General features: G+C 66.2%; 4 protein-coding genes. 1 reads left to right on the top strand and 3 read right to left on the bottom strand.

Annotated features, from left to right (window positions below):
• Positions 1–224: 224 nt before the first annotated feature.
• Entirely contained in the window at positions 225–2,444 is a 2,220-nt protein-coding gene (locus tag MJ777_RS21615) for an NADP-dependent isocitrate dehydrogenase (RefSeq protein ID WP_239377625.1), read from the bottom strand.
• Positions 2,445–3,135: 691 nt separating this feature from the next.
• Positions 3,136–4,062 (bottom strand): DivIVA domain-containing protein, encoded by a 927-nt coding sequence (locus tag MJ777_RS21610; RefSeq protein ID WP_239377624.1) that lies wholly within the window; start codon positions 4,060–4,062, stop codon positions 3,136–3,138.
• A 503-nt stretch (positions 4,063–4,565) separates the two neighbouring features.
• On the opposite strand from MJ777_RS21610, the gene MJ777_RS21605 reads away from it, so the two are divergent.
• A complete protein-coding gene (locus MJ777_RS21605; RefSeq protein ID WP_239309290.1) occupies positions 4,566–5,021 on the top strand; it encodes a hypothetical protein in 456 nt (151 codons plus the stop codon).
• A gap of 365 nt (positions 5,022–5,386) precedes the next feature.
• On the opposite strand, the gene MJ777_RS21600 is transcribed toward MJ777_RS21605, so the two are convergent.
• Positions 5,387–6,883, bottom strand: a complete 1,497-nt coding sequence (locus MJ777_RS21600; RefSeq protein ID WP_239377623.1) for a transposase — start codon at positions 6,881–6,883, stop codon at positions 5,387–5,389.
• Between the last annotated feature and the right edge of the window lie 292 nt (positions 6,884–7,175).

Below are 7,175 nucleotides of genomic sequence, written 5' to 3'. Positions count from 1 at the left end.
CGTTTTCCCGGTCAGGCACGAAGCGCCCTGCCTGCACCGCGCCGTCAGACCCTGGACGGCCTGCTACCGCGCATGGTCACGAGAGCGGTGGCACACGGCCTCTCCGCCGCCCCAGCGGGGAACAACCGGCTCGCCAGCTCGCCAGCCAAGGATGTGAATCCCATGTTCCTGGGCCACCAGGGAACAACATCGAACTCACATCCTTCGGCACTACCGCGAGCTGCTCAGCCGAGGGCCGCGATGGCCTCGTTGAAGCTCTTCGACGGACGCATGATGGCCGCGGCCATGGTAGCGACGGGCTGGTAGTAACCCCCGATGTCGGCCGGCGAGCCCTGAACCGCGAGCAGCTCGTCGACGATGGTCCGCTCCTGCGCGGTGAGCGTCTTGGCCAGGCCGGCGAACGCCTCCGCGAGACGGGCGTCATCGGTCTGTGCGGCCAGCTCCTGCGCCCAGTAAAGCGCCAGGTAGAAGTGGCTGCCGCGGTTGTCGATGCCGCCCAGGCGGCGGCTGGGCGACTTGTCCTCGTTGAGGAAGGTGGCGGTCGCGCGGTCGAGGGTGTCGGCGAGCACCTGAGCGCGTGCGTTGCCCGTCGTCTGCGCGAGGTGCTCGAAGCTGACCGCCAGCGCGAGGAACTCGCCCAGGCTGTCCCAGCGCAGGTAGTTCTCCTTGAGCAGCTGCTGGACATGCTTGGGCGCGGAGCCGCCGGCGCCCGTCTCGAACAGGCCGCCGCCGTTCATGAGCGGGACGACCGAGAGCATCTTGGCGCTCGTGCCAAGCTCCAGGATCGGGAACAGGTCGGTCAGGTAGTCACGCAGCACGTTGCCGGTGACCGAAATCGTGTTCTCGCCTCGACGGATCCGCTCCAGGGAGAACGCGATCGCGCCCGTCGGCGCCATGATCTCAATCTGAAGTCCCCGGGTATCGTGCTCAGGCAGGTAGGCCCTGACTTTCTCGATCAGTTTCGCGTCATGCGCACGGTTCTCATCGAGCCAGAACACCGCCGGGTCGCCGGTGGCGCGGGCACGGGTGACGGCGAGCTTCACCCAGTCCCTGATCGGCGCGTCCTTGGTCTGGCACAGACGGACGATGTCGCCAGCGCCAACCACCTGCTCCAAGAGCACGGTGCCGGCCGCGTTGACGGCCCGTACCGTGCCCGCGGTGGGAATCTCGAAGGTCTTGTCGTGGCTGCCGTACTCCTCGGCCTGCTGTGCCATCAGGCCGACGTTGGGCACCGAGCCCATCGTCGCGGGGTCGAAGGCGCCGTTCGCCCGGCAGTCATCGATGACAACCTGGTAGATGCCGGCATAGCTGCTGTCGGGAAGAACCGCGAGGGTGTCCGCCTCCTGGCCGTCTGGACCCCACATGTGACCGGAGGTACGGATCATAGCCGGCATGGAGGCGTCCACGATAACATCGCTGGGCACATGCAGGTTGGTGATGCCGCGGTCGGAGTCGACCATCGCCAGAGCGGGGCCGTCGGCCAGCTCGGCGGCGAAGGAAGCCTTGATTCCTTCGCCTTCGGGCAGGGGTTCCAGGCCCTTGAGGATGCCACCGAGCCCGTCGTTCGGAGTCAGCCCTGCCGCGGCAAGCGTCTCACCGTGGGCGGCGAAGGTCCGCGGGAAAAAGGCCCGCACCACGTGGCCGAAAATGATCGGGTCGGAAACCTTCATCATCGTGGCCTTCAGGTGTACGGAGAACAACACGCCCTCGGCCTTGGCACGGGCGATCTGCGCCACCAGGAACTCACGCAGCGCGGCCACGCGCATGACGGAGGCGTCCACGACCTCGCCCGCCAGCACCGGTATGGACTCACGCAGGACGATGACAGCGCCGTCCTCACCCACCAGCTCGATGCGCAGCGAGCCGGCTTCGGTGATGACTGTGGACTTCTCCGTGGCACGGAAGTCGTCAGCGCCCATGGTGGCAACGTTCGTCTTCGAATCGGAGCGCCACGCGCCCATCCGGTGCGGGTGGGTCCTAGCGTAGCTTTTCACCGACGCGGGAGCACGGCGGTCGGAGTTGCCCTCGCGTAGCGCCGGGTTGACGGCGCTGCCCTTGACCTTGTCGTAACGGACGCGGATCTCCCGCTCCTCGTCGGTCTTCGGGTCATCCGGGTAGTCCGGCAGCGCGTAGCCCTGCCGCCGCAGCTCAGCGACCGCCGCCTTCAGCTGCGGCATCGAAGCCGAGATGTTCGGCAGCTTGATGATGTTCGCCTCAGGCGTCTTGGCCAGCCCGCTGAGCTCGGCGAGCGCGTCGTCGACACGCTGGGCCTCCGTGAGATACTCGGGGAAGCTGGCGATGATCCGCCCTGCCAGGGAGATATCGCGGCTTTCGACTCTGACACCGGCCACCTGGGCGTATGCCTGGACCACAGGCAGGAACGAGTACGTCGCCAGGGCCGGGGCCTCGTCAGTGTGTGTATAGATGATGGTCGAATCAGTCACCGATACTCCGCTTCGTGTCTACTTCGTCTCGCTATCATGGTATGTTCCGCTCGCCTCTATACCCTGATAACGGATACGGGTGTGTACTGGTGGTCACCGGCGTGCCGACAAGCCGACGAGCATCGGCTTCGGACGTCGGCTCGGAGCCTCCACCTGGGCATGCCGCTGCGCTCCTTGATTCCTGCCACACCGACGGGGTCCACGTCCCCGCAACCGTATGTGTCGGACTGATCGCATAATATTGACCGATCGGACAATCGGTTGGGACGTTAATAGCAAGTTCTGTCTGCTGGTGTGGGCTGACAGCCACGCCGATGACCACACTGGCCGTCGGCCTGTACACGGTGGCCCTGCTGTGGCTCCCCCGGGGATGCGTCATCGCCAGTGATGGGGGGCTCCGTCACCGACGCGACCGACGCGACCGACGCGACCAAACTGATCGATTGCGGGCAGGCGGCCAGGCACATGGAGTCAACCAACGTCGCCCTCACTCGCCTGCGGGTACGTCCGGGCAGCCCGGACCTCCTCACGTCGCTGGCCGGTCACCCGATGCGGGCTGGCTTTCACGATACGAGGGAGCAACGCAACGGTAACGAACGCTCAGGCGTGTCGGTGACACGTCGCCAGGTAGTTCCGATGGCCAGCGACCCGCGGGAAGGGATGCACGGTTCGCCCCGGTCGCCTTGCCCGGCTAGAAACCCCGCATTCCGCAGGCATCCTGACGGGCCAGCTCCAGGTCAGGAGCGGGAGTATCGAACCAGCTGCTGTCTGCTCCGGACAACAGCGTGCCGGCGGCCAGCGACGAGACGGGCTGGTGGGCTGACGGGAAAGTCAGCGCGGCGACCGGGGCGGGCATCGGCTGCGCGGCGATGCTGATCCCAGGCGGAAGCGGCGGTGGGGATCCGGTGCCCGGGTCGATCGGCGTGCCCGCCATGGCGTCGATAGCCGGCCGCGTCGGTATCCCGTCCAGATCGCGCAGCTGGATCTCCAGGTAGGAGCCCAGCCGGGCACGGTAGTCACGTTCGAAGGCCAACAATTGCTCAACCTGGTCTTCCAACCGGCGCTTGTCGTCGGCAAGGCCTCCGAGCTGCTCGGCAACGTACGCGCGGGCCTCATTGACAATGCGCTCCGCGTCGGCATGGGCGTCCCGGCGGGCACGCTCGCACGCGTCACGGGCCTGCTGCGACAGCTCGTCGGCGGTGCGCTGCGCCAGCATGAGGGTCTGGGTGACACGCCGCTCGATCTCGCTGTCCAGCTGGGAGCCTGGGACGTGGGCCGCGGCCTGGGCGGCGGCCGGCTGGGCGGCGGCCAGCCGGGGAGCGGGAGGTTCACCTGCCGAGGCCTGAGTCACCTGAGCGCTCCGCTGCTGTGCCTCCTCCAGCTGCCTGCGCAGTTGCTGGTTTTCCTGCAGCAGCTGTGCGGGAACGGCGGAACTGCCGCCGCCAGCGCGGCGGGCCTCGTCGAGCTGCCTGCGTAAGTCGGTGTTCTCGTCCAGGAGTCTCGTGAGTTCGTCCTCGACATCGTCGAGGAAGGAGTCGACCTCGTCCTCCTTGTAGCCGGTGCGGAACCGGGTCGGGCTGAATACCTTGTTCTGTACGTCCCACGGGGACAGAGCCATGTCGCCTCCTCATGACGCGGCATCGGCCGCTTCCCCGAATACCAGCGCCGCCCGCACGGTCATCAGGACCGCCACGGGTCAGGCACCCTTCCCGCGGCTGCATAACGGGTCGTGGTGTCCCGGTGAGGACGGGAGCGCTGCTGCTACGGGGGGGAGCGGCATGCCCCGCACGCCTCACCGGGACAGTTCTGACCGTAACGGGCTTCCACTCGGCCCGGCACCCCCACCTGGACACCCCCACCTGGACGGCGGCGGGCTCACGGCGATGGTGATACCGCCGGCATTTCCCGTAGCTCCAAACGGAGATATCCGTCTGGAGCTGGCGGTGGCTCGCTTGCGGCGAGGCTGGCGTACGCACGAAGTCAGGACTTGTTCCCCGCCTGGTTCTTTGTCATCATCGTCAGATCGTCAGATCGGAGTCCACTGAAAGGACTTGAGAACGCGCGCAGCCACCACCGAACAAATTGCGGAAATCGAGGCACCCGCCACGGAGGAGAAACAAAATGAGCGAAAAAATGTGCACGTCCTGCGGCACATTAATACAGGACAAAAATGATCAATACTGCTCGCGTGAGTGCGGGAGAGCCGGCCATGGCGGCTCGACACCCGTTGCATATCTTGATTTCCTGGAGAAGGAAAACGACAAAAATGATGTGATAGCCACGCTTGTCCAGCTGTCAAAAAAGTCGGGCTGGCAACGCCTCGAAGCATCCATCGACAAGGATGGAAAAATCGGCGGATACTGCATGCTGCCACTCAGCGGGGAGAAAATAAACACGGCCGCGGCACGCCGGAGTGGAAAATACCCGAACGTCATCGGCCCCCTTGTGAATCTGCTCATCCGGTCCGGATGGAAACGACTGGAGATCCGCCGGGAACCGGGATACGCTCCCGGCGGCTTCTGTGAGCAGGCGGACGGCAGTCCCGTGTATATCCTGGCCACGCACCTACAGCCGTGACCCGCTGCTTGCCGCCGGCATGGGTGGCCGCTCGAAGGCATCCTCGGCCCCCGCCCTCGCGGCGGCTACGCGGACAGCCCGCGGGCCCAAGGGCCGCGGCGGCGATGTCCGGCTACGGCCGGACAGCCCCCAACCGGCTCCCGGCATTGCCGCGGCCATCACGATCGACGGTCGATCCGTTCCCCTCCTCCCCTCCTGTGGGCCGGACTCGGTCCGCCACCGACGAGGCGTACTCCATAGCGATCATCCCCTAGGCCGGTAGGCCGGACGGGCACATCCCTTGACGCGTTCCGGGTGGCATCGATCATCCCTTGCGCCGGCGGGCCGAACGGGTCATGAACTGACCTGTAGCACGCAGCATGTGATCATCCCTGCTGCCGGTGGGCCGAGCCCTCTCCGGTCTGGGTTATGGTGCGGGGGGATGCCTGCGCATCACTGCACTGGGGTGACCCACCAGTCGGTGGGCCTTCCCGCATCGACGTGCCCCGCGTCACCGTCCGAACTGGACGGATCGGTCTCACGGGCGCTCCACGGGCGTTTTCTGTCTCCCCCCTATCGGAGGCGACAGCGAACCGGGCAATGGCGCGCGCGGTGTTCACGTCACGATCCATCGACAGTCCGCAGGCGGTACAATGGAACACCCGCTCGGACAAGGCCAGCGTGGTTTTTGCCGTACCACAGGCCGAGCAGGTCTTATTCGATGGATATCCATAGTCGACAATGGAAATCCTACTGCCATACCAGACGGTCTTGTAATCGAGCTGCCGGCGCACCTCGCTGGGAGAGATGTCGCGGAGCACCCGGTTGAGAGCCCGTCTGGGCCGGCGGCCCGCCCCGGCTTTGCTGCCGGTCCCCCGAGCCGGGTGGGTCATGCCGGCGGCCTGCAGGTCCGGCACTGCCACCATCGCCCAGCCGGTCGCGAGGCGTTTCGTCAGGCGATGCATATCCGTCGACCGGCGGGCCGCTTCCAGGTGCTGCAGGCGTGCCAGCCGGCGCTGTGCCTTCCCGCGTCGCCGGGAGCCCTTCATCGTCCGGGCGACGGTGCGGGACGCCTTCGCAAGCGCGCGGGCATGCCGGGCTTGCGCCCGGTGGGTGAAGAGCCGCTCGCCCGTGGACAGGGTGACAGGAGAGCGGGGCCCGAGGTCGATCCCGACCGTGCCAGCGGCCCGCTGGGCACGGTTCGGCGCTGGCAGCGCAATCCACTCACGGACCAGCACGCTCGCGTACCAGCGATGTGCCCCCCGCGAGACCGTCACCGACTGGATGACACCAGATCTGCGATCGAGCGCGCGCATCAGCCGTTTCAGGCTGTCGTGGGTACGGACCTCACCGATCCGCGGCAGCAACAGCCGCCGGGTGGTGACCGGTCGGATCGTCGGTCTCCTCACGTCATGGTGCAGCCGGAAACTATCCCGTGAACGGCCCTTCTTCTTGAAGCGGGGGCAGCCGACCCGGCGTCCCCTACGCCGGCCCGCCAACGAGTCCAGCCATGCCTTCCATGCCATGTCCGCGTCGAGGAATGCTGACTGAAAGGCATATGTCGAAACGACGTGCCACCACGGGCATATGCCCGCGACACCCTGCCGATCATCGCCCTTGACCTTGTTGAGCGCCTTCTGAATAGCCGGCTTGGTAGGCGTGGGAACCCTGGCCTGCCGGCGGGCGTCTTCCTCGGACGCGCCCGCCGCCACCAATGCGGCAACCGTGCCCTTCCACTGCTCCCGTGCCGCCATCTTCACGGCGAGCGCATGATTGAACGCCCATCGCGCGGCACCCGCATGCTGAGCGAGTGTCAATTCCTGGGTTGGATTGGGATCAAGAGTGACACGGTAAGCACGCAGGATTTCGACGGGCTCAGTCACCTTAGGACTCCGCACGGGCTGGTGGCCTCACACCTACAGCCTGTCCCAGAAGCGACATGTCGGATAGCTCCAAACGGAGGTCTCGCTAAGGAGGTCTCCGGGCAGAGACAGCGAACAGCCCCAGAACCGGACACACTGCCGATATCGGGGGCTGGACCCGGCTGGTGAACGCCGCTATATCCTGCGTCCGCAGCGGGACGCCTCAGGAGTAAAACGGGTACCGTCGTCAGCGACCTTGACAAACGACAGGCAGTTGTTCATCTGACCGAAACTCGCGGTCATGTCGAGGGGT

Source organism: Protofrankia sp. Cj5 (genome assembly GCF_917627405.1).
Lineage (GTDB): Bacteria > Actinomycetota > Actinomycetes > Frankiales > Frankiaceae > Protofrankia.
The sequence above is the reverse complement of the archived record's forward strand: the minus strand, read 5'-3'. Positions and strand labels throughout refer to the sequence as shown.

What these genes read in the sequence shown, in the direction of transcription:
- MJ777_RS21610 (WP_239377624.1), bottom strand. Translation starts at nt 4,062, where the DNA reads ATGGCTCTGTCCCCGTGGGACGTACAGAACAAGGTATTCAGCCCGACC.
- MJ777_RS21605 (WP_239309290.1), top strand. Translation starts at nt 4,566, where the DNA reads ATGAGCGAAAAAATGTGCACGTCCTGCGGCACATTAATACAGGACAAA.